Consider the following 20,636-nt stretch of genomic DNA (forward strand, 5'->3'; position numbering starts at 1 on the left):
TGAAGCGCACGGAGCCTTGACTTTCGTCCGCAGCTGTCGCATCCGCCCGCGTCTGTCAGCGGCCGCCCGAAGGCGCGCCGCCTTTTTCGTTTCAGTATTCGAGGGTTTCGGGTCATGGCCAAGCCGACCACTGTCAAGATCAAGCTCGTCAGCTCGGCGGACACGGGCTTCTTCTACGTCACCAAGAAGAATCCGCGCACCCAGACCGAGAAGCTCAGCTTCCGCAAATATGATCCCGTCGTGCGCAAGCACGTCGAGTTCAAGGAAGCCAAGATCAAGTAAGCCGGGCGCGGCGCGTTTGCCTGTACAGCGCCGCCGTGGATCCTTGGTCCAGGGCGGCGTTCGCACGCCCGCGATTCGTCTGGACGAGGCTCAGGCGAGCGCGCGCACTTCCTCGATGAAGCGCGCCAGCGAAATCGGCTTCGAGACATAGGCGTCCGCGCCTGCCGCGCGAATCCGCTCCTCGTCCTCGCGGCCGGCATAGGCAGTCACTGCCATCACAGGAATCGTCTTCAGCTTCGCGTCCCGCTTCATCTGCTGGATCAGCTCAAGCCCGCTGACATGCGGCATCTGGATGTCCATGACGACCAGATCGGGCTGAAACTCACGGGCTCGAGCCACGGCCTCACGCCCGTCGCGCACCGGCTCCGCGGCGAAGTCGTGCGCGCGCAGCAGATCACAGAACAGCTTCAGATTGAGTTCGTTGTCCTCGACAACGAGCACTCGTTTTGCCACGCGCTCACCCATGAAGTTCGGGATACCGCTCTAGGCCATGGCCGCGACGCTGACAAATGAGACGGCGGTTGCGCTGGCGCTCGGTGCGCTCGGCTGGACCGTGACTGAGCCGGCGCGCGCGCAGCGGCTGCTCGCTGTCACTGGCCTGGAGCCATCGGATCTGCGCGCGCGCGCGAGCGAGCCGGAGGTGCTTGCCGCCGTGCTCGCCTTTCTTGAGGCGCACGAACCCGATTTGATCGCCTGTGCCGAAGCGATCGAAACCGTGCCTGCGAATCTGGTCGCCGCACGGAGGCTGCTGGAGAGATCATGAAACCGCTGCTGATCTGCGACTGCGACGAAGTGCTGCTGCATATGGTGCGCCATTTCGGCAGCTGGCTCGACGAAGCGCATGCGATCGACTTTTCGATGGCGGGCGGCGATTTCGCCAGTTCGATGCGTCGTCGCGCTGACGGCAGCACGCTGGCGCCCGAGGAGATGCGCACGATGCTCGATGGGTTCTTCCCGGACGAAATGGCGCGACAGACGCTGGTCCCGCATGCGCGCGAAGCCCTGGCGGTGCTCGCCCAAACCGCGGAGATCGTGATCCTCACCAATCTGCGCGACCATTGCCGCGAACATCGAGTCGCGCAGCTCTCCACGCATGGCATCGCGCATCGAGTCGATTGCAATCAGGGAGGTAAGGGCGCGCCCGTCGCGGCGCTGGTGGCGGAGTTCGCGCCGCCGGTGACGGTGTTCGTCGACGATCTGGCGGTCCATCATGCCTCTGTCGCACAGCATGCGCCCGAGGTGTATCGGCTGCACATGGTCGCCGAGCCCGATCTCGCGCGACACGTTCCGGCGGCGGCGGATGCCCATGCCCGGATCGACGACTGGCGCGAGGCGCGAGACTGGATCTCCGATCGCTTCGCGCAAGGGGTGCCCGCCGGGGCTTGACCCGCCCGGCACCGTCATGGTTCAGCAGGATCATGACCGCCGCCATTCACGCGAAGCTGGCCGAGCTCGGCCTCCAACTCCCCGAAGCGGCGGCGCCCGTCGCTGCCTATGTTCCCGCCGTCGAGGCCGGAGGGCTGCTGCATATTTCCGGGCAGCTGCCGTTTCGCGACGGCGCGCTGATGACGGGCCGGCTCGGCGAGGATCGCGACCTCGAGTTCGGGCGCCAGGCGGCCGAGCGGTGCGCGCTGATGCTCCTCGCGCAGATGCAGAAGGCGCTGGGCGATCTTGGTAAGGTCGAGCGGATCGTGAAGCTCGGCGTCTTTGTGAACAGCGCGGGCGCGTTCACTGATCAGCCGAAGGTCGCCAACGGCGCGTCAGAGCTGATGCAGGCGCTGTTCGGCGAAGCCGGGCGCCACGCGCGCAGCGCAGTGGGGGTACCGACACTGCCGCTGGGTGCCGCGGTCGAAGTCGATGCGATCGTGGCGGTGCGCCAGAGCTGAGGCCCGCGTCTGTTGCTGCAGTGCAACAGGTCGCGACAATCCCGAGGCCATCGCGGCGAAGGAAGTTGTGCGCCTCGGCGTTATTCGGCAATCTTATGTCGTCAGCCGAATACTCGCGCCTGCAGAAATGGCGGAGATGCGAGACGCGGCGGCCGCAGGTGGAATGGGCAATCGTCAAGGAAAGGGTTACGATGCGCTATTCTCACCTCACATTCGCTGCACTGATGCTGGCTGGCGCGACTCCGGCCTTCGCTCAGGACGTCACGGATCCGGCCCCGCCGATCACCATTTCGGGCGGCGCGGCGGTCGTCAGCGATTATCGCTTCCGCGGCTTCAGCCAGTCGAATGAGGAAGCGGCGATCCAGGGTTCGATCGGTATCGAGCATGAAAGCGGCTTCTATCTCGGCACCTGGGGCTCGAGCATCGGCTTCGCCAACGGAACCGAAATCGATTTCTTCGGCGGCTATGCGACCGAAGTCGCGCCCGGCATCGGCTTCGACATCGGCGCGACCTATTACGCCTATCCGGGCGGCGGCGCCGATGTGGACATCATCGAGCCCTATGTCGCGCTGACCGGCGAACTCGGCCCCGTGTCGACCAAGCTCGGCCTCGCCTATGCGCCCGCTCAGGAATCGCTGGGCGACGAGAGCAGCGTCTATATCTACACCGATCTCGGCACGGCGCTTCCGGGCACTCCGATCGCGCTGAGCGCGCATCTCGGCTATGCTGAAAGCGACAGCTTCCTTGGCGGACCGGATGGCGACGTATTCGATTATTCGATCGGCGCCTCGGTGACCTATTCGGCGCTGACGCTGGGTGTCGCCTATGTGAACACCGATGTCGACGAAAGCCTCGGCAAGGAAGCACTCGGCGCCGATGGCGGCGTCGTCTTCAGCCTCAGCGCCAGCTTCTGAGCCGCGCGCGCGGGCGGGAAGGGGGAGCCCGTTCCCGCGCGCCGCCTCCGAAGGCCGAGGCATCTGCTGCCTTTAGAGGAATGGGGCTGAACCGCGCGTTTCCGCGCGGCGGCCGATTCCAGCCGACTCCACTCGCGTATCGTGGAAAGGGAGCCAGGCCGCGCGACTTGTGCGGGACGGCGGGCAGCGGCGCTTCGGCGCGGCGGTCGGGAGAAGCGTGGCGAAGCGCATCTTTCCGGCCGCCGCCGTTGCAAGAACGCGCCGTAAGGTCCGGAGCCGGCGGTGGCCGGCCCGACATTCCAGTTCGGACTAGTTCGGAGTGCTGGCGCTCGCGTCCTGACCATCGCCCTCGGGGGCGGCGACGATGTCGCGCGTCGTGCTGCCCTTGTCCAACACCTCGGTTTCCGCGCTGCCCACTTCAGAGCGGACGCCGGGCTGAGATACGTCGCGGCCCGCGGCCTGAAGCGCAGCCTGTTCCGCAGCGCTGCGCGGGGCCGATCCACCGAACATCGCATCGAGCGCCTGATCCGAGGCGGCGGCCGTCTGCGGACGCGGCGCGCCCGGCTGCGGCGGAACCAGCGAATAATCGGGCGGGATCACCAGCGGCGCCTGGCGCGCCACGGCGAATTCATCGGGCCGGTCGCGATTCAGCCCGGTAGCGCCACAGCCGGCGAGAAGGCCCGCGGCGGTAAGCGATGCGGCGATCGGCAGGAACTTACGCATTGACGTTCTTCTCCACTTGGGGCCGCGGCTCGCGGGGCTGGTCGCGCACGAACAGCGCGCGCGCCAGCAGGATCACGACGCCGATGGTAATCGCGGCGTCGGCGACATTGAAGACCAAAAAGGGGCGCCACTCGCCGATATGGAAATCGGCGAAGTCGACGACGAAACCGAGGCGCGAGCGATCGAGGATATTGCCCAGCGCACCGCCGAGCACCAGCCCGAGCGCCAAGATGTCGCCCAGCTTGCGCTCGCGCCACATCCAGACGGCGACGCCGGCGGCGATCGCGGCGGTGAGCGCCACCAGCGCCCAGCGCATCGTATCGCTGCTCGCCTCGAGAAAGCCGAGCGAGACGCCGCGATTCTCGACATAGCGCAGGTCGAAGAAGGGCAGCAGCTCCATCTCCGCGCCGGGATAATAGAGGTTCAGCCCCGACGTGACCCAGATCTTCGTCCCCTGGTCCACCAGGAACACCAGCAGGGCCACCATCAGGCCGATCGAGCGGTTCATCGTCATTCGGCAATCACCTCGGCACAGCGGTGGCACAGCGCACCGTCTTCGGCAACGTCGGGCAGGTGCCGCCAGCACCGGCCGCATTTGTCCCACTCGGTGCGCGAAACGGTCACCGCGTCGCTATCGCCCTTCGTTACCGACGCCACGATGAACAGCTCGGCGAGCTGGTCGGCCGGCAGCGGCAGATCGGGGACGGTGACATCGGCTTCGAGGCTGGACCGGATCGTCTTCTCGCGACGGAGCGGCTCGATCGCTTCGGTGACTCGCTCGCGCAGGATGCGCACTGCCTGCCAATCGGCAGTCAGCAAATCGCCCGTAAGATCGGGCAGCTCCGGCCATTCGAGGAAATGCACCGAGCCGTCTTCGCTGGGGAAACGCGCCTGCCACACTTCCTCCGCCGTGAACGACAGGATCGGCGCGGCATAGCGCACCAGCGCGTGGAACAGGGTGTCCAACACGGTGCGGTATGCCCGCCGCTTGGGATCGTCCGCAGCGTCGCAATAGAGCGAATCCTTGCGGATATCGAAGAAGAAGGCCGACAGGTCCTCGTTGGCGAAATCGATCAGCGCGCGGCTGTAGCGATCGAACTCATAATCGTTCGCCGCCTTGCGCAGCGTTTCGTCGAGCTCGGCGAGCAAGTGGAGGACGTAGCGCTCCAGCTCGGGCATCTCGGCGACCGCCACCTTTTCGGCGTCGCTGAAGCCGTCGAGCGCGCCGAGCAGGTAGCGATAGGTGTTGCGCAGCTTGCGATAGGCGTCCCCGGTGCCCGAGAGCACTTCCTTGCCGATGCGCACGTCCTCGAAATAATCGGTCTGCGCGACCCACAGGCGCAGGATGTCCGCGCCGCTTTCGCCGATGATCTTGAGCGGATCGACGACGTTGCCGAGGCTCTTGGACATCTTGCGGCCATTGCCGTCGAGCGCGAAGCCGTGCGTGAGCACCGCGTCATAGGGCGCGCGACCACGCGTACCCGCCGATTCGAGCAGCGACGACTGGAACCAGCCGCGATGCTGGTCCGACCCTTCGAGATAGAGGTTGGCGCGCACGCCCGCGCCATAGCGCTGCTCGATCACGAAGCTGTGCGTCGATCCGCTGTCGAACCACACGTCGAGGATGTCGGTGACGACTTCATAGTCGGCGAGATCGTAATCGGGGCCGAGCAGCGCCTGATGGTCCGCCTGGAACCACGCGTCCGCCCCGCCTTCGCGGAATGCGGCGAGGATGCGTTCGTTCACCGCCGGATCGCGCAGATACTCACCGGTCGCGCGGTTGAAGTAGAGCGTGATCGGCACGCCCCAGGCGCGCTGGCGGCTGATCACCCAATCGGGGCGCCCCGCGACCATCGAGCGGATGCGGTTCTGGCTGCGCGCGGGCACCCAGCGGGTACGCTCGATCGCGTCGAGCGCGATCTGTCGGAGGGTGGCATCATTCCCCCTCCCGCTTGCGGGAGGGGCTAGGGGTGGGCTTCCGGCCTCCGCAGGCGCCTCGTCCGTGGTGAGCGCGTGCCCACCCCCGGCCCCTCCCGCAAGCGGGAGGGGAGAGGCGCGGTCCATCGGGATGAACCACTGCGGCGTGGCGCGGAAGATGATCTTCGCCTTCGAACGCCAGCTGTGCGGATAGCTGTGGGTGAAATCGTCGCTGGCCGACAGCAGCGCGCCCGCTTCGCGGAGGTCAGTACAGATCGGGCCGTCGGATGCCACGAACTTCTTGTTGATGACGCTGCCCTGGCCGCCGAGCCACGCCCAGTCGTCGCGATATTTGCCGTCGCCCTCGACCGCGAACACCGGATCGATGCCGTTCGCTTTGCACAGCAGGAAATCGTCCTCGCCGTGATCGGGCGCCATATGGACGAGGCCGGTGCCCGCATCGGTGGTGACGAAATGCGAGCCGTCGAGGAACGGGCGGGGCTTGGCGAAGAAGGCGAGCGCCTTCTCATCCACATTGTCGCCCCGGACCTGATCCGGGGCAGGGCTGCCTTCTCCATGCTCGGAAGAAGGAGCCCGACCCCGGCTTTCGCCGGGGTGACGAAGGAAGTTGTAGATCGGGTGGCGCGCCTTCGCGCCGGCAAGACGCGAGCCTTTGATCGCCTTCGAAAAAGTGTCGATGTCGCCCGTTACGCGATCATCAAGAAACAGCTGGCGAAACTGTGGATTGCCGAACTCGGGCATCCCGATTTTGGCCAGCTCTCTTCCGACCCGCTCGCAAAAGGCCGCCTGCAGATGTTGGGCGATCAGAACTGGCGCGTTTAGCAATGGGAAACGCGAACGGAGAAGCTGCCAGAATGCGTCGCTGTCGCCCTCAAACTCCTCAAAAGAGGGGTTTAGGTCATAGAGTCCGTACTCGATCTCCGCCCCGTATGCGAGCGCCTGATTCACCGGGATCGTCCACGGCGTCGTCGTCCAGATCACCGCATGCGCGCCGACCAGTTCGGGTGCGTTCGGGGCTTCGGTGATCTCGAACGCCACGTCGATCTGGGTCGAGACGATGTCCTCATATTCGACCTCGGCCTCGGCCAGCGCGGTCTTTTCGACCGGGGACCACATCACCGGCTTGGCGCCGCGATAAAGCTGGCCGCTCTGCGCGAACTTCAGCAGCTCGCCGGCGATGATCGCCTCGCTGTCGAAATTCATCGTGAGGTAGGGATCGTCCCAATCGCCCATCACGCCCAGCCGCTCGAACTGCGCGCGCTGCACGCCCACCCATTTGGCGGCATAGTCGCGGCATTCCTGGCGGAATTCGGCGGGGGGAACCTCGTCCTTGTTGCGCTTCTTCGCGCGATAGGCTTCCTCGATCTTCCATTCGATCGGCAGGCCGTGGCAGTCCCAGCCCGGCACATAGGGCGCGTCCTTGCCCATCAGCGACTGGCTGCGGGTGACGATGTCCTTCAGGATCTTGTTGAGCGCGTGGCCCATGTGGATGTCGCCATTGGCGTAAGGCGGGCCGTCGTGGAGCAGGAAGCGCTCGCGCCCGGCGCGCTGTTCGCGCAGCCGCTGGTACACGCCGATGCGCTCCCAGCGCTCCAGGATGCCGGGCTCCTTGGCGGCGAGGCCGGCCTTCATCGGAAAATCGGTCTTCGGCAGGAAGACGGTGTCGCGCCAGTCGCGCTTGGTGTCGGATGCGTCAGTCATGGGTGCGCGCCGATTAAAGGATGCGCGCGCGCTTTCAAAGCGGATGTTGCCCGATCAGCCCGCCGCCAGCCGACGGCGAGCCTCGGCGGCATCGGCTTCGATCTGGTCGCGCAGCGCGTCCATCGTCTCGAACTTCGCCTCCGGGCGCAGATAGTCGATCAGCGCCACTTCGATCGTCTGGCCGTAGAGATCGCCCGAGAAATCGAAGAAATGCGGTTCGAGCAGCTCGATCGGCGGCTCGATGCTCGGCCGGATGCCGAGGTTCGCCACGCCGTCGAGCACGCGTCCGTCGGCCAGCCGACCGCGCACGGCGTAGATGCCATAGGCGGGACGCAGATAGTTGCCGAGCACGAGGTTCGCGGTCGGCCAGCCGAGCTCGCGCCCCAGCTTCGCACCGGGCTGCACCGTCGCTTCGATCGCGAAGGGGCGCGTCAGCAGCGCCGCCGCCTCGCGCGGATGCCCCTGGCGCAGCAGCGTGCGGATGCGGCTCGACGAGACCGGCTCGCCGTCTTGGAGCACCGGTGCGACGGTTTCGACGGTGAAGCCGAGTTCCGCGCCGAGCGCCTCGAGCACGCCGACATTGCCGTCGCGCCCCTTGCCGAAAGTGAAATCGCTGCCGGTGACGACTCCGGCCGCGCCGACCGAATCGACCAGCCGCCGGCGCGCGAATTCGGCGGCGGACAGCCCGGCGAGCGCGGCATCGAAACGGAACACCAGCATCGCATCGGCGCCCGCCGCCGCGAACAGCCGCTCGCGCTGATCGAGACTGGTGAGGCGGAAGGGGGGCACGTCAGGCCGGAAGAAGCGCACCGGGTGCGGATCGAAGGTGGCGACGATCGCCGGACGGCCTGCCGCCTCCGCCTGCGCGATCGCGCGGCCCGCGACGGCCTGATGCCCGAGGTGAAATCCGTCGAAATTGCCGAGCGCGACGATTCCGCCGCGAAGCCGGGCCGGAACCGCCGAGCCGCCGTCCAGCCGCTCCATGGGCAGCGGCTATAGCTGGCGCGTGGCTCCTTTCAAATCCTTCGCGCGCCGGTGCGGGCTTCAGCGCATCGGCTGGATGCCGGCACGCAGCACGCGGAGCACATTGCCGCCCATGACCTTGCGGATGTCCGCCTCGCTGAATCCGGCGTTCACCAGCGCCTGGGTGAGCATGGCGAGTTGGCTGGTATCGAAACCGGTCGTGACCGCGCCGTCGAAGTCCGAGCCGAGGCCGACGTGATCGATGCCGACGAGGTCGCGGACATGGACCATTGCGCGGGCGATGTCTTCGGGCCTGGTCGAGCACACCGCGCCGTCCCAATAGCCGATGCCGATCACGCCGCCCGTCGCCGCGACGCCGCGAATCTCCGCATCGGTCAGATTGCGGTTGACGTTGCACGTCGCCTGGACGCCGCCATGGCTGGTAACCACCGGGCGCCGCGCCATCGCGAGGATCTCGGCAACGGCGGCGTGGCTCGAATGGGCGATGTCGACGACCATCCCCATTTCCTCCATCCGCCGCAGCACGTCGCGGCCGAGCGGCGTGAGCCCGCCCTTCGCTTCGCCGTGCATCGATCCGCCGACTTCATTGTCGAAGAAATGAGTGAGCCCCGCCATGCGGAATCCGGCTTCATAGAGTCGGTCGAGGTTGGCGGCGTCGCCTTCGAGATTTTGCAGCCCCTCGATCGAAAGCATGCCTCCGGTGACTTCGGCACCGGCCGCGCGCGCGGCGAGCAGCCGATCGAGATCGGCCGGAGTGCGGATCACCCGCAACCGCCCGCCGCTGTCGGCGGCGGCGCGCTCGAGCTTGGTGGCATGCCACAGCGAACGCTCGAGCAGCGAGCCCCAGGTCCGTGCCGGCTGGAGCTGCGCGATCGCGAGCGGCGTGATGTTGTCGCTCTCGGCGCTGTTCGCGTCGTAATTCTGCCCGGTCGGCGTCTTGGTGACCGAAGAGAAGATCTGGAGCGCGACATTGCCCGCTTCGAGCCGCGGCAGATCGATCTGACCGCGGCCGGCGCGCGAAAGGAGGTTGCGCCGCCAGAGCAGCGTGTCGCCATGCATGTCGGCGATGACGAGGCTTTCGTGCAGCGCGCGGGTTTCGTCGGACACCGCCGGCAGCGGCGTCTTCGCCACACGGTTCATGCTCGATTCGATGAACACCGGGCCGAGCCCGAAGAACAGCAGCGCCCCCACCGCGACGAGCGCGAGCCCGCCCAACAGCCATTTCCTCATCGCACCCGCTCCAGCGTCACGAAGCTGTAGGCCGGTCGCCCCGCTTCCTGCCGGTGATCCTCGCGGAAGGTCTCGCGCCATTCAAGCGGAGAGAAGGGGGGCATGACGGTGTCGCCTTCGGCCGCTGCGTGAACTTCGGTGAGTTCGATGCGATCCGCGTCCGGGAGGTAGAGAGCGAAAATCTCCGCGCCACCGATGACGGCCACTTCGGCGGCGTTGGCCAGCGCCAACGCCTCTGCCCGATCGTGCGCCACTTCGGCGCCCTCCGCTCGCCACTGCCGGTCGCGCGTGAGGACGATGTGGCGGCGGCCGGGGAGCGGGCTGGGGAAGCTCTCGAAGGTCTTGCGGCCCATGATCATCGGCTTGCCCATCGTCTGCGCCTTGAACCGCTTGAGGTCGGCGGGCAGGTGCCACGGCAGTCTCCCTTCGCGACCGATCACGCCATTGTCGGCGCGGGCGAGGTGAAACGTCAGGACCATGCGTCAGACCGCGACCGGTGCCTTGATGTGCGGCTGCGCGACATAGTCGTGGATCGCGAAGTCCTCATAGGCATAGCCATCGATCGACGGCGCCCTGCGGAGGATTCCCAGCGTGGGCAGCGGGCCGGGCTCGCGCGCGAGCTGCTCGCGGGCCTGATCGAGATGGTTCGAGTACAGGTGGCAGTCGCCGCCCGTCCAGATGAAGTCGCCCGGTTCCAGATCGCATTGCTGCGCCAGCAGGTGCGTGAGCAGCGCATAGCTGGCGATGTTGAACGGCACGCCGAGGAAGATGTCGGCCGACCGCTGGTAGAGCTGGAGCGAGAGCCGCCCGTTGGCGACATGAGTCTGGAACAGACAGTGGCACGGGGCCAGCGCCATCGCGTGAAGCTCGCCGGGGTTCCAGGCGCTCACGATCTGACGGCGCGATCCGGGATTGGTGCGGATCATGTCGATCAGTTCGGCGATCTGATCAATCTCGCGCCCGTCGGCGGTTTCCCAGCGACGCCATTGCTTGCCGTAGACCGGGCCGAGATCGCCGGTTTCCGGGTCGGCCCACTCGTCCCAGATGCTCACCTTGCGATCCTGCAGCCATCGCGCGTTGGTGTCGCCACGCAGGAACCAGAGCAGCTCGATGATGATCGAGCGGATGTGCAGCTTCTTGGTCGTGAGCAGCGGAAAGCCTTCGGCCAGATCGAAGCGCATCTGATGGCCGAAGACGCTGCGCGTTCCGGTGCCGGTGCGATCCATCGTTTCGGCGCCGTCGTTGAGCGCGCGGGCCATCAGGTCGAGATATTGGCGCATGGATGCGGCTTAGCGCGTGCCCACGGACAGGCCAAGCGGCACCGACCGCTCCGAAGCGGAGCGAAGCCGGACCGATACGGAGAGGGATGCGCTTCGCCGGCAGCGGGACTCGATGGCAGCTAGGGGCATGACGCTACGCCTGGAGCTGCAACCTGGCTTGCCCGCACCGACGCAGGATTGCGTCCCAGATCGTGTGCGTGACGCCGGCGACGCCTGCGCTCTGTTCGCGACGCTTGTCCGCGAGCGGGAGGAAGTCGCGGCGTTCGCCTATCTGGACTCGGCCGGGAGACTGCTGGGGCTGCGCCATGCCCGTTCGGGTGCACGCGACATGCTCGACATTCCGGTGCGCGACGTGGCGGCGGATGCGCTCGCCTTCGATGCCGCAGCCGTGGTGATGGCGCACAACCACCCGAGCGGAGATCCCACGCCCAGCGCCGCCGATCGCGAGGCGACGCGCCAGCTCGCCCGCGCACTCGGCGCGCTCGGCGTGCGGCTGCTGGATCATCTCGTGCTCAGCGAGCGCGGGCTCACGAGCTTTCGCGCGCTAGGATTGCTGTAGCCGGCGGTCTAGCCGTCGGTCGGCGCGTCGGGCGCAGGGCAGGCCTCGATGTCTTCGGGCTCGGGCCGCTCGCCCTCCGCGCGAAAGATCGCGAGATAGCCGCCGGCCGACGGCATCGGCTCCATCCGCTCGAGCCGGTATCCCACCGCCGCGAATTCGCAGCGCAGCAGTTCGGGCGGGGTGCCATGGTTCTGAGTCGGACGGTCGGCGTCAACCACGATCACTTCGCCGCCGGGACGGAGCGAGGGCCGCATCCGCCACAGGAATTCATAGGGCGATTCGATCTCGTGATACATGTGGACCATGAACACCCGGTCGAAACTGTCCTCGGGAAGCTTGGGGTCGTCGGGGTCGCCCAGCCGCACGCTGACATTGTCGAGCCGCTCGCGTGCGACGCGCGTGGCGAGTGCGTCCCGCACCTCGGGTACGATATCCTCCGCCAGCACGCGGCCGCTTTCGCCGACGCGCTGGGCGAGACGGATCGTGTAATAGCCTTCGCCCGCGCCGATGTCGGCCACGGTCATGCCGGGGTGGATGCCGGCGCGATTCATCACTTCCTCGGCCTCGTTCAGCCGATCCCGTGCCTCTTCGTTCGACCAGCGGCTCGACACGATGCTGGCGACGGGCCGGTCAGGCGCGGGAAAGCCGTCGGGGCCACGCTGGCTCGAATCCGGCGCGCCGTTGCACGCCGCGAGTAGAAGCGCCCCCAGCCACAGCGGTGCCGAGACGCGGCGTGGCGTCAATCGACGTCCTCCACATCGACTGACTCGCCCGTCACGCGCTGTGACAGCGCCGCGGCCATGAACGGGTCGAGATCGCCGTCGAGCACGTCGGACGGCGCAGTGGAGGTGACGCCGGTGCGCAGGTCCTTCACCAGCTGATAGGGCTGAAGGACATAGCTGCGGATCTGGTGGCCCCAGCCGATGTCCGATTTGGCGGCATGCGTCGCCATCGCCTCGGCCTCGCGCTTCTGCAACTCGGCCTCGTACATCCTGGCGCGCAGCATGCTCATGGCTTCGGCACGGTTCTTATGCTGCGAACGCTGCGTCTGGCAGGCAACGATGATGCCGGTCGGCACATGGGTGATGCGCACCGCCGAATCGGTGGTGTTGACGTGCTGCCCGCCCGCACCCGATGCGCGATAGGTATCGATCTTGAGATCGCTCTCGTTGATCTCGATGTCGATGTTGTCGTCGATCACCGGATAGACCCACACCGACGAGAAGCTGGTGTGGCGGCGCGCGGAGCTGTCATAAGGCGAGATGCGCACAAGCCGGTGCACGCCGCTTTCGGTCTTGGCATAGCCATAGGCGTTCTCGCCCTTCAGCAGCAGCGTCGCCGATTTGATGCCGGCCTGTTCGCCCGCGTGATAGTCGATCAGCTCCACCTTCATGCCGCGGCGCTCGGCCCAGCGCGTGTACATGCGCTGGAGCATCTCGGCCCAATCCTGGCTCTCGGTGCCGCCCGCGCCTGCGTTGATCTCGAGATAGGTGTCATTGCCGTCGGCCTCGCCCGAAAGCAGCGCCTGCACCTTGTCGCGCTCGGCGCGCTGCGCGAGCGCGGCGAGCGCGGCGGTGCCCTCGCTCGCCATCTCCTCGTCGCCCTCGGCCTCGGCCATTTCGATCAGCTCGGCGGTGTCACGCAGCTCCTGGTCGATCGCGCGCGTCGCAGTGATCGCGGAGTCGAGCCGCTGGCGCTCGCGCATCACGTCCTGCGCCTGCTTGGGATCATCCCAAAGGCTCTGGTCCTCGACGCGCGCATTCAGCTCGTCGAGCCGCCGCAGCGCACGATCCCAGTCGAGAAAGCGGCGCAGCAGCGCGAGCGCGTCGTTGATCTTGTCGACATATGCCTGCGCTTCGGCGCGCATGGTCTCTTAACTCCGGTCAAATTCCGCGTTCACCGGCGGCTGCGGGATCTCGTTCGGCAAGCCTGTGCTTGGGGAAGAGGAGACCCCGGCGGTCGCCGGACAAACGATATAGTGGTTGGGGGCGCTAGTAGATACCGCCCTCGCGTTGCAAGAACTCGCTGTCGCGTGGCGCCTCGGACGGCCGGGTCGCCTTCCGCTCCGGCGCGCGTCGCTGCTGCTGATCCTCTTCTTCCTCGCGATCGATGCGGCGCGGCTCGCTCTCGGGCTTGAACGCTTCCCAGATCACGCTCGCGAGAGGCTCGTCGCTCGGCCAGGCGCCCTGAACCGGCTTGCCCGTGCGCCGGTCGACTCGCACCATTCGGATACCGGCCGGCGCGCGGAACGGAACCACTTCCATTCCTTCGAACGCCCGCTCCGCGAACTCCTTGAAGATGGGGGCCGCGATCGAGCCGCCCTGCGCATAGCCGCCGAGGTTCGAGGGCGTGTCGTAGCCGAGATAGAGGCCCGCCATCATCTGCGGCGCGCCGCCGACGAACCATACGTCGGTCGGGCCGGAGGTCGTGCCGGTCTTGCCCATAAGCGGCCGCTCAAGGCTGCGCAGCACCGTTGCCGTACCGCGCTGCACCACGCCTTCGGCAATGTGCACCATCTGATAGGCGCTCATCGCGTCGAGCACCTGACGCGCGCGAATCTGCGGCCGGGGCATCGCCCCGCCGTCCCAGTCGGGCGCGTTGCAGCGTTCGCAGGGACGCCAGTTCTCAGGATAGATCACATTGCCGTGGCGATCCTGCACATAGTCGATCAGCGACGGATTGAGCGCGCGGCCGTGGTTCACGAGGATCGAATAGGCATTCACCATCCGCATCACGGTCGTCTCGCCCGCGCCGAGGGCATAAGCGAGATAGGGCTCATAGGGCTGCTGGCTCACGCCGATCCGCTGCATCAGATCGACGATATGCTCCATTCCCACTTCGGATGCGGTGCGCACCGTCATCAGGTTGCGCGACTGCTCGATGCCCCAGCGCATGGTGCGCGGACCCGCGCCGCGGCTGTTGCCGAAATTGCGGAAGCATTTGTTGCCGAGCTGCGCTCCCTGCCAGACGCAGAAGGGGCCATCGACGATGATCGAGGCGGGTGTCATGCCCTGCTCGAGTGCGGCCGAATAGACGATCGGCTTGATCGTGGATCCCGGCTGGCGCTGTGCCTGTGTCGCTCGGTTGAACGCCTGAATCCGCGAATCGAATCCGCCCTGCATGGCGAGGACGCGGCCGGTGCGCGGATCCTCGACCACCATTCCGCCCGAGATGCGCGGAATGCTCCGCAGCGCCCAGCGGCCGCCTTCGGGCGCCACGGCGATGATGTCGCCGCGCTTGAGTGCCGCGAATGCTTCGCCGCCCTGGCCGCGCACCGGCATGCTGGCGTTGCTGCGCGGCAGCGTTCCCGTTTCGCCGTCCTCGAAGCCGATGGTGATCGGTTCGCTGCCGTCCTTTTCGACTACGATCGCCGCGCGCCAATCACTGTAGTCGATGCCGATGTTGGTGTTGAGCAGCGCCTGCTGCCAGCGGTCGTCCTCGAACTCGACTTCGCGGATCGGGCCGGTCCAGCCGCGGCCGCGCTCGAACCGGACGAGGCCGGCACGCAGCGCGTACTGCGCATAGCGCTGGATGTCAGGGTCGAGCGAGGTCCGCACCCAGAGGCCGCCGTTATAGACGCTGTAGGGTCCGTCTTCGTCGGTGGTGCCGAACTTGTCGATCAACTGGCGGCGCACTTCCTCGACGAAATAGCCGCCGACCCGTTCGAAGCTCGGCGTCTGGCGCGGCACCGTGCCGAGCGGCGCATCCACCGCGGCTGCATATTGCGCTTCGGTGATGAAGTCGTTGCGCAGCATCTCGCTGAGCACCCAGTTGCGCCGCTCCAGCGCGCGTTCGCTGTGCCGTTCGGGCGTATAGTTGGCCGGGCCTTTCGGCAGAATCGCGAGGTAGGCGAATTGCGGCAGCGTCAGTTCCTCGAGCGGCTTTCCGAAATAGGCATGCGAAGCCGCCTCGACGCCGCCGGCGTTCCGGCCCAGCTCGATCGAATTGAGATAGAGCTCTAGAATCTGCGGCTTCGTAAGCGTCTCTTCGATTCGCCAGGCGAGGATCGCTTCCTTGAGCTTGCGTGTGTAGCTTACTTCGTTGCCGACCAGCAGGTTCTTGGCGACCTGCTGCGTGATGGTCGATGTGCCGCGCGGCGTCTCGCCACGAGTCAGGCCCTGGAAGGCGGCACGGACCAGGCCCGGATAATCGAGCCCGCTGTGTTCGAAGAAGGTGCGGTCCTCGGCGGCGAGGAACGCCTTCACCAGCAGATCGGGATATTCCTCGAAGCTGAGCTGCACGCGCCGCTCGCGCGCATAGCTGTGAATCGGCTCGCCTTCGATCGAGCGGACATAGGTGGGCAGCGGCGGCTCGTAGTTCCGCAGCGTGTCGACCGAGGGCAGGTTCCGCGCGAACAGGAACCACAGCGCGAGCATGCCGAGCCCGGCCAGCAGCGCCAGCACCGCGAGCACGCGGAACCACCAGCGGTGCCGGATGCGCTCGAACGCGCCTGCGATGCCGCCGATTTCCCGGCGTAGCCGGAGCTTGATGCTGGTAGGTTCGGAATCCGCCATTTCGTGCGCGGTTTAGCAAGTTTCCCGCGCGACGCCAGCCTCGGAGAACTACCGTCAGCGCGCGGCGAGCCGGGTCGCGAAGTGAATCTCGACCGCCTGCCGGACGCTCTGCGCGATGCGTTCCTGCCCCGCTTCGGACGCCAGGAAGCGTGCGTTTTCGGCATTCGAGATATAGCCCGTCTCGAACAGCACGGAGGGCATGTCCGGCGCCTTCAGGACGACGAGCGACGCCATGCGATGGAAATTAGTGCGCGTCGGGATCAGGGGCTCCGCTTCGCGCCCGAGAAGTCTCGCGAATCGCGCGGAAATATTCATCGTTTCGCGCTGCGTGAGATCGATCAGGATCGAGGAAATGTCCGGGTTCTGGTCGCGCAGATCGACTCCGGAGATGATGTCGGCGCGATTCTCGCGCGCCGCCAGCCGCGCCGCCTCGCGATCGGAGGCGACTTCGGAAAGCGTATAGGCCGTCGCTCCGCTCGCATCGTGATTGCCTGCGCTGTCGCAGTGAACGGAGATGAAAAGATCCGCACCCAGCCGTCGCGCGATGCCGTAGCGCTCCTGGAGGATCAGGAACCGGTCGTCCTCGCGCGTCATCGCCACGCGGACCCGGCCCGAAGCGAGCAGCGCGTCCTTGATCGCATGCGCGAGTTCGAGCGTGAGCACCTTTTCCTGATGGGCGCCGTCGGGCGAAATCGCTCCGGGGTCATGGCCGCCGTGACCCGCGTCGATCACCACCAGCGGGCGCGTATCGTCATTTCCGTAGACGCGCGGCAGTTCGGCAGCGGGCCGCGGCGGCGGGACGCGCATCGTCTCCCGATAGCTGCTGCGGCTGTTCGCCTGGACATAGTTGAAGGGCGGCAGGATCTGCATCCGCCCTTCGGCGGCGGCGCGCGCGAAGCGAGAGGCGTCGACCGTGCGCAGTTCGAGCGTCAAGGTTCGTCCGTCGCTGCCGAAACTGCCTTCGGTGACAATCGCGGGACGAGCCAGATCGAGCACGACCCGGGCGCCCGTCTCGTGCCGGCCCTGGCGGACGCCGGCCACTGCACCGCCCGCCGCACTGCGCCCGCCGGGGCGTGCGCCCTGCACGTCGAGTGCGATCCGCTGCGGCCCGCCGAGCAGAAAGGCGCTAGCCTGTCCGGCCGGAGCATCGAAGCGGACAATCACGCGATCGCCCTGTACGCGGACGTCCTCGATCACTTGCGCCCAGCTCGGTGCCCCGGAAAGCCATCCGGAGAGAAAGGCGAGAAAAAGCAGCACCCGCGCGATATGCCGCGCCGGGCCGTGGGGGGTCCAGCCCAAATACATACGTAGATACTCGTGTACGCGTCGATTTACCCTGACATTCGCCAGGCTAGCCGATGGCCCTCAAGCCGCGGTCAACGGGCGCGGTTAACGCCGCATCGACCATGAAGCGCCTCTTGCGGCATTCTCGCGGCGGCGGTTGCCGCCTGCGCACGGCGGTGCTAGGCACGTAACCGGTACCGGAGCATGTTCGTCGTGTTTCGGGAAACCGCCGCAGCCGGCTTTCCGGCGCGGCAATTCAGGTTGACGCTGCATGAGGCAATTTTCCCTTCGTCCCGACCGCAGTGCCGTTACGGCGCCGCGCGCGGCGAAGGTGGAGCATCCGAGCCGCCGGTTCGGACGTGCCCGGGCAGCAACGGCATCTCATTTAACCAGCACCGCCGGGCATCTTCGCCCGGCACGCCTTTTTGACGGCGCGCGACACGGGCCAGGGGGCCGGCGCGCCCGGAGACACGTACATGACCATGCGTATGTTGATCGACGCACGCCACCGGGAAGAGACCCGCGTGGCGGTCGTCAAGGGAAACCGGATCGAGGAGTTTGATTTCGAATCTGCCGAGCGCAAGCAGCTCAAGGGCAATATCTATCTCGCCAAGGTGACACGAGTCGAACCGTCGCTGCAGGCGGCGTTCGTCGATTACGGCGGCAATCGCCACGGCTTTCTGGCGTTCAGCGAAATCCACCCCGATTATTATCAGATTCCGAAGGAGGATCGCGACGCGCTGCTCGCCGAAGAAGCCGAGCATGCCGCCGAGGAAGCCGCGCTCCGCGCCGAGGAAGAGGCCGATGAGGACGCCGCCGCCGATGGTGACGTCGAAGTGGTCGAGCGGCGTTCGGACGACGATGAAGGCGAGGATGCCGAAACCGGCGACGAGGAGTCGCCGCGGCGCAAGCGGCGTGGCGGCAATGGCGAGGACAGCCCGGCCGAGGCGCTTCGCCAGCGTCGCATGAGCCTGCGCAAGCGCTACAAGATCCAGGACGTGATCCGCCGCCGCCAGGTGCTGCTCGTCCAGGTCGTCAAGGAAGAGCGCGGCAACAAGGGCGCGGCGCTCACCACCTATCTGAGCCTCGCCGGCCGCTATTGCGTGCTGATGCCCAACACCGCGCACGGCGGCGGCATCTCGCGCAAGATCTCCAATGCCGGTGACCGCAAGCGTCTGAAGTCGATCATGGCGGACCTCAAGCTGCCGCCGACGATGGGCTGCATCGTCCGCACCGCCGGCCTCCAGCGCACCAAAACCGAGATCAAGCGCGACTTCGACTATCTCGCCCGGCTGTGGGACGAGATCCGCGAGGCCACGCTCAAGTCGACCGCGCCGGCGCTGGTCTATGGCGACAGCGACCTCATCAAGCGCGCGATCCGCGACATCTATAATCGCGACATCGACGAAGTGATCGTCGAGGGCGAGGAGGGCTATCGCCAGGCCAAGGACTTCATGAAGCTCCTGATGCCGAGCCACGCGCGCAAGGTGAAGCAATATGCCGATGCGGTGCCGCTGTATCAGCGCCACCATGTCGAGGATCAGCTGGCGGCGATGTACCATCCGGTCGTCCAGCTGAAATCGGGCGGCTATCTGGTCATCAACCCGACCGAGGCACTGGTGTCGATCGACATCAACTCGGGCCGCTCGACGCGCGAGCACAACATCGAGCAGACCGCGACTCAGACCAACCTCGAAGCAGCGCAGGAAATCGCACGCCAGCTCCGCCTGCGCGACATGGCGGGCCTCGTCGTCATCGACTTCATCGACATGGATCATTCGTCCAACGTCCGGAAGGTCGAGAAGGCGATGAAGGAGGCGCTGAAGAACGATCGCGCCCGCATCCAGGTCGGCCGCATCTCCGCTTTCGGGCTGATGGAGATGAGCCGCCAGCGGCTGCGCACCGGCGTGCTCGAAGCGTCGACCGTCCAGTGCCCGCATTGCGAGGGCACCGGGCTGGTGCGTACCGCTTCGTCGGCGGGTCTGTCCGCGCTGCGCCTGATCGAGGACGAGGCGGCGCGTGGCCGCGGTTCGCAGCTCACGTTGCGTTGCAGCCAGGAAGCCGCCTTCTATGTGCTCAACAAGAAGCGCGCCGACATTGCCGAGATCGAGGACCGCTATGGCGTCTCGGTCGAAGTCGCGTCGGACGGCGAGCTCGAAGGCGCGCGCATGTCGGTCGAGGCCTCCGGCCCGCCGCCGGCCCACGCGCCACGGATCGAGCCGCTGATCGAAGAGCCCGAGGACGATCTGCCGGAAGAGATCGAGGACGAGGAAGACGAGGTCGAAGCCGAGGCCGACGCCGAAGCCGAGCCGCGCGAGCGCAACCGCCAAGAGGGACGCGAGGCGGAAGGCGAGGGCGAAGGCGGGCGCAAGCGCCGCCGCCGCCGCCGTGGGCGCCGTGGGCGCGGTCGCGACGAGGATCGGGAAGAGCAGTCCGGCGAGGAGCGGGACGAATCCGCGACCGATGAAGAGGAAGCTACCGGATCGGAGGAGTCCGAGACGAGCCAAGGCGAGGGCGCGCAGGAAGATCGCGACGAAGGCGAGGGAGGCCGCAAGCGCCGCCGTCGCGGTCGGCGCGGTGGCCGTCGCGGCACGCCGGTCGCTGAAGAGGCTGGCGCGCAGGCGGCTGACGCCGTCGAACCGGAGGAGACGAGCACCGAGACTCCGGTGAGCGACGTCGCCGAGATCGGCGAAGCCGGGCAGCCTGCACCGGTCGAAGCCGCCGAGCCGGCGGCTCCGGCCGAGGAGGCGCCCAAGCCGCGGCGTCGCCCGCGCGCCCGCAAGGCCGACGCCCCCTCCGAGGCTGCCGCGCCGGCAGTCGAGGCCGCTGCGACCGAAGGCGAAGCCGCGGCGGCCGCTGCGAAGCCCAAGCGGACGCGCCGCAAGAAGGCGGCTCCCGAAGGCGATGCGGGCGAAGCGCTGGCAGCTGCCAGCGAGGCGCTCGAGGCGCTGCCCGGCCCGTCTGCCGAGGCTGAGGCGGAATCGAAGCCGCGTCGCCGCGGGGGTCGCCGCAAGGCTGCCGAAGCGGAAGTTCCGGCCGAAGATGCCCCCGCGCCCGAGCCCGTAGCGGCCGAGCCGGAGCCGGTGACCCAGGACGGGGCCTCCGATGCGCAGGAAGCCGACAACTCCGAAGCGGCTGAGCAGCAATCCGAGACCGCGGACGCGGGCGAATCCTCCGCGGGTCCGCGTCGCGGCTGGTGGCAGCGCACCTTCGGCGCATGATGACTCGTGACGGCGCCGCGCTTTTCCCGCGCGGCGCCGCTTCACGCGACATTCAGACCGTTCGGCCGAGAAGGCCGCGCGCGCGAACGTTGCCGAGAGCGGAGTTGAAGACGATATGAC

At 67.1% G+C, this 20,636-nt stretch carries 19 protein-coding genes; 7 read left to right on the forward strand and 12 right to left on the reverse strand.

Going from position 1 to position 20,636, the window contains the following annotated elements; genetic code table 11:
• Positions 1-114 precede the first annotated feature (114 nt).
• On the forward strand, positions 115-282 hold the full coding sequence (gene rpmG, locus H7V21_RS11955) for a 50S ribosomal protein L33 (RefSeq protein ID WP_066808222.1): 168 nt from the start codon (positions 115-117) through the stop codon (positions 280-282).
• A gap of 90 nt (positions 283-372) precedes the next feature.
• On the opposite strand, the gene H7V21_RS11960 is transcribed toward rpmG, so the two are convergent.
• Positions 373-735, reverse strand: coding sequence for a response regulator (locus H7V21_RS11960; protein ID WP_188056528.1), 363 nt, complete (start codon positions 733-735; stop codon positions 373-375).
• Between the two features lie 37 nt (positions 736-772).
• Here H7V21_RS11960 and H7V21_RS11965 point away from each other — a divergent pair, with 37 nt between their 5' ends.
• The 4 genes from H7V21_RS11965 (at position 773) to H7V21_RS11980 (ending at position 3,082) form a co-directional block, all read left to right on the forward strand.
• A complete protein-coding gene (locus H7V21_RS11965) occupies positions 773-1,045 on the forward strand; it encodes a DUF3572 domain-containing protein (RefSeq protein WP_188053968.1) in 273 nt (90 codons plus the stop codon).
• Positions 1,042-1,668: an HAD family hydrolase gene (locus tag H7V21_RS11970; protein ID WP_188053969.1), complete on the forward strand. Its 627-nt coding sequence runs from the start codon at positions 1,042-1,044 to the stop codon at positions 1,666-1,668. Before H7V21_RS11965 ends, H7V21_RS11970 begins: the two co-directional genes overlap by 4 nt.
• 32 nt (positions 1,669-1,700) lie before the next feature.
• Positions 1,701-2,168: a RidA family protein gene (locus H7V21_RS11975; protein WP_188053970.1), complete on the forward strand. Its 468-nt coding sequence runs from the start codon at positions 1,701-1,703 to the stop codon at positions 2,166-2,168.
• A 191-nt stretch (positions 2,169-2,359) separates the two neighbouring features.
• Complete coding sequence (locus H7V21_RS11980; protein WP_188053971.1) at positions 2,360-3,082, forward strand: TorF family putative porin; 723 nt, start codon at positions 2,360-2,362, stop codon at positions 3,080-3,082.
• 309 nt (positions 3,083-3,391) lie between these two features.
• Here H7V21_RS11980 and H7V21_RS11985 read toward each other — a convergent pair whose 3' ends face one another.
• From H7V21_RS11985 to H7V21_RS12015, 7 genes are read right to left on the reverse strand one after another with little or no spacing between them, the layout of a single operon-like run.
• The gene (locus tag H7V21_RS11985; protein ID WP_188053972.1) at positions 3,392-3,805 is read right to left on the reverse strand and encodes a DUF3035 domain-containing protein; all 414 of its coding nucleotides are present in this window, start codon (positions 3,803-3,805) and stop codon (positions 3,392-3,394) included.
• On the reverse strand, positions 3,798-4,319 hold the full coding sequence (gene lspA, locus H7V21_RS11990) for a signal peptidase II (protein WP_188053973.1): 522 nt from the start codon (positions 4,317-4,319) through the stop codon (positions 3,798-3,800). The genes H7V21_RS11985 and lspA overlap by 8 nt, the downstream gene beginning before the upstream one ends.
• Positions 4,316-7,444, reverse strand: a complete 3,129-nt coding sequence (locus H7V21_RS15940; RefSeq protein ID WP_188053974.1) for an isoleucine--tRNA ligase — start codon at positions 7,442-7,444, stop codon at positions 4,316-4,318. Before H7V21_RS15940 ends, lspA begins: the two co-directional genes overlap by 4 nt.
• A 54-nt stretch (positions 7,445-7,498) precedes the next feature.
• Positions 7,499-8,428: a bifunctional riboflavin kinase/FAD synthetase gene (locus H7V21_RS12000; protein ID WP_188053975.1), complete on the reverse strand. Its 930-nt coding sequence runs from the start codon at positions 8,426-8,428 to the stop codon at positions 7,499-7,501.
• Between the two features lie 60 nt (positions 8,429-8,488).
• Positions 8,489-9,658: a dipeptidase gene (locus H7V21_RS12005; RefSeq protein ID WP_188053976.1), complete on the reverse strand. Its 1,170-nt coding sequence runs from the start codon at positions 9,656-9,658 to the stop codon at positions 8,489-8,491.
• On the reverse strand, positions 9,655-10,137 hold the full coding sequence (locus tag H7V21_RS12010; RefSeq protein ID WP_188053977.1) for a dihydrofolate reductase: 483 nt from the start codon (positions 10,135-10,137) through the stop codon (positions 9,655-9,657). The genes H7V21_RS12005 and H7V21_RS12010 overlap by 4 nt, the downstream gene beginning before the upstream one ends.
• A 3-nt stretch (positions 10,138-10,140) precedes the next feature.
• A complete protein-coding gene (locus H7V21_RS12015) occupies positions 10,141-10,938 on the reverse strand; it encodes a thymidylate synthase (RefSeq protein ID WP_188053978.1) in 798 nt (265 codons plus the stop codon).
• Between the two features lie 193 nt (positions 10,939-11,131).
• Between H7V21_RS12015 and H7V21_RS12020 the strand changes: the two genes are divergently transcribed.
• Positions 11,132-11,497, forward strand: a complete 366-nt coding sequence (locus H7V21_RS12020; RefSeq protein ID WP_262503856.1) for a JAB domain-containing protein — start codon at positions 11,132-11,134, stop codon at positions 11,495-11,497.
• A gap of 8 nt (positions 11,498-11,505) precedes the next feature.
• Here H7V21_RS12020 and H7V21_RS12025 read toward each other — a convergent pair whose 3' ends face one another.
• The 4 genes from H7V21_RS12025 to H7V21_RS12040 form a co-directional block, all read right to left on the reverse strand.
• Positions 11,506-12,240, reverse strand: a complete 735-nt coding sequence (locus tag H7V21_RS12025) for a class I SAM-dependent methyltransferase (RefSeq protein ID WP_188053980.1) — start codon at positions 12,238-12,240, stop codon at positions 11,506-11,508.
• Entirely contained in the window at positions 12,237-13,364 is a 1,128-nt protein-coding gene (prfB, locus tag H7V21_RS12030) for a peptide chain release factor 2 (RefSeq protein ID WP_188053981.1), read from the reverse strand. The genes H7V21_RS12025 and prfB overlap by 4 nt, the downstream gene beginning before the upstream one ends.
• Before the next feature lie 124 nt (positions 13,365-13,488).
• Entirely contained in the window at positions 13,489-16,011 is a 2,523-nt protein-coding gene (locus H7V21_RS12035; RefSeq protein WP_188053982.1) for a penicillin-binding protein 1A, read from the reverse strand.
• Between the two features lie 54 nt (positions 16,012-16,065).
• The gene (locus H7V21_RS12040; protein WP_188053983.1) at positions 16,066-17,316 is read right to left on the reverse strand and encodes an N-acetylmuramoyl-L-alanine amidase; all 1,251 of its coding nucleotides are present in this window, start codon (positions 17,314-17,316) and stop codon (positions 16,066-16,068) included.
• 455 nt (positions 17,317-17,771) lie between these two features.
• Between H7V21_RS12040 and H7V21_RS12045 the strand changes: the two genes are divergently transcribed.
• The gene (locus H7V21_RS12045) at positions 17,772-20,516 is read left to right on the forward strand and encodes a ribonuclease E/G (RefSeq protein WP_262503857.1); all 2,745 of its coding nucleotides are present in this window, start codon (positions 17,772-17,774) and stop codon (positions 20,514-20,516) included.
• Positions 20,517-20,636: the final 120 nt, after the last annotated feature.

Source organism: Sphingosinithalassobacter sp. CS137, assembly GCF_014334115.1.
GTDB lineage: Bacteria > Pseudomonadota > Alphaproteobacteria > Sphingomonadales > Sphingomonadaceae > Sphingomonas.

Excerpts from the sequence above, each read along its gene's own strand:
- rpmG (WP_066808222.1), top strand. The coding sequence starts at position 115 with ATGGCCAAGCCGACCACTGTCAAGATCAAGCTCGTCAGCTCGGCGGAC.
- H7V21_RS11965 (WP_188053968.1), top strand. The coding sequence starts at position 773 with ATGGCCGCGACGCTGACAAATGAGACGGCGGTTGCGCTGGCGCTCGGT.
- H7V21_RS11970 (WP_188053969.1), top strand. The coding sequence starts at position 1,042 with ATGAAACCGCTGCTGATCTGCGACTGCGACGAAGTGCTGCTGCATATG.
- H7V21_RS11975 (WP_188053970.1), top strand. The coding sequence starts at position 1,701 with ATGACCGCCGCCATTCACGCGAAGCTGGCCGAGCTCGGCCTCCAACTC.
- H7V21_RS11980 (WP_188053971.1), top strand. The coding sequence starts at position 2,360 with ATGCGCTATTCTCACCTCACATTCGCTGCACTGATGCTGGCTGGCGCG.
- H7V21_RS11985 (WP_188053972.1), bottom strand. The coding sequence starts at position 3,805 with ATGCGTAAGTTCCTGCCGATCGCCGCATCGCTTACCGCCGCGGGCCTT.
- lspA (WP_188053973.1), bottom strand. The coding sequence starts at position 4,319 with ATGACGATGAACCGCTCGATCGGCCTGATGGTGGCCCTGCTGGTGTTC.
- H7V21_RS15940 (WP_188053974.1), bottom strand. The coding sequence starts at position 7,444 with ATGACTGACGCATCCGACACCAAGCGCGACTGGCGCGACACCGTCTTC.
- H7V21_RS12000 (WP_188053975.1), bottom strand. The coding sequence starts at position 8,428 with ATGGAGCGGCTGGACGGCGGCTCGGCGGTTCCGGCCCGGCTTCGCGGC.
- H7V21_RS12005 (WP_188053976.1), bottom strand. The coding sequence starts at position 9,658 with ATGAGGAAATGGCTGTTGGGCGGGCTCGCGCTCGTCGCGGTGGGGGCG.
- H7V21_RS12010 (WP_188053977.1), bottom strand. The coding sequence starts at position 10,137 with ATGGTCCTGACGTTTCACCTCGCCCGCGCCGACAATGGCGTGATCGGT.
- H7V21_RS12015 (WP_188053978.1), bottom strand. The coding sequence starts at position 10,938 with ATGCGCCAATATCTCGACCTGATGGCCCGCGCGCTCAACGACGGCGCC.
- prfB (WP_188053981.1), bottom strand. The coding sequence starts at position 13,364 with ATGCGCGCCGAAGCGCAGGCATATGTCGACAAGATCAACGACGCGCTC.
- H7V21_RS12035 (WP_188053982.1), bottom strand. The coding sequence starts at position 16,011 with ATGGCGGATTCCGAACCTACCAGCATCAAGCTCCGGCTACGCCGGGAA.
- H7V21_RS12040 (WP_188053983.1), bottom strand. The coding sequence starts at position 17,316 with ATGTATTTGGGCTGGACCCCCCACGGCCCGGCGCGGCATATCGCGCGG.
- H7V21_RS12045 (WP_262503857.1), top strand. The coding sequence starts at position 17,772 with ATGACCATGCGTATGTTGATCGACGCACGCCACCGGGAAGAGACCCGC.